This window comes from Paraburkholderia humisilvae (genome assembly GCF_902859855.1).
GTDB classification, from domain to species: domain Bacteria; phylum Pseudomonadota; class Gammaproteobacteria; order Burkholderiales; family Burkholderiaceae; genus Paraburkholderia; species Paraburkholderia humisilvae.
The window spans coordinates 1-635 of the sequence record NZ_CADIKH010000464.1 but is presented as its reverse complement, the minus strand read 5'-3'; the positions used below and the strand labels follow the sequence as shown (position 1 = coordinate 635).

The window sequence follows — 635 nt, the reverse complement described above, 5'->3', positions numbered from 1 at the left end:
GGTCCTGGCCGGTCTGCTGTACCCGGTTCGGCCCGACATGCCGCTGACCCGGAGCTGGAAAGAAGCATCAGGGAAGCCATCGAATGGTATGGAGCCTTCTTTCCGGACGCCGGGCGGATGCCCGCTGGAACACGCAGCGCCAATGGCGTCGGCATAAAGGCCGGGGCCAGCACCGGAGCGCGGCAGGTGCGCAGTGCGACGGGCTCGCCTGCAGTGATGCCAGCCACCAGCCTGGCCGGGGCGTGGCTGGATCTGGCGCGGGCACCTTCGCGGATCGAAACGCCGACATCGGCACTGATAGCCGTGCTCAACCTGCACGGAGTGGACATCACGCGGCGTGAGCATATCTTCACGGTGCTTGATACCAATGCGCACATCACGCCCGCGTTTCTTGCCGGGCTGCTCGGGCCGGAACTGCTCGACGAGGCCTCGTCGCTTCATGCGAACAGTCATGGCGTGAACAGCTCACGCCGGGCCAGCATCCAGCGGCATCAGGACTTCGCTGCGGCGCTGGGTAAGGACCGCCTGCAGCAGCGCCTGTTCCTGCCGGATAACCTGACACCGGGCGGGCGCGCCGACGGGGTCTATTTTGACGGCAATGCGCTGGTCAATGCGGTGGGCAGGAGCGTGGACGA

General features: G+C 66.3%; 1 protein-coding gene. It reads left to right on the top strand.

All coding sequences use genetic code 11. The annotated features are described in order from the left end of the window. Positions 1–117 precede the first annotated feature (117 nt). Positions 118–635, top strand: a 518-nt coding sequence (locus tag HV796_RS43075; RefSeq protein ID WP_217478276.1) for a hypothetical protein, incomplete at its 3' end; no start/stop codon positions are given.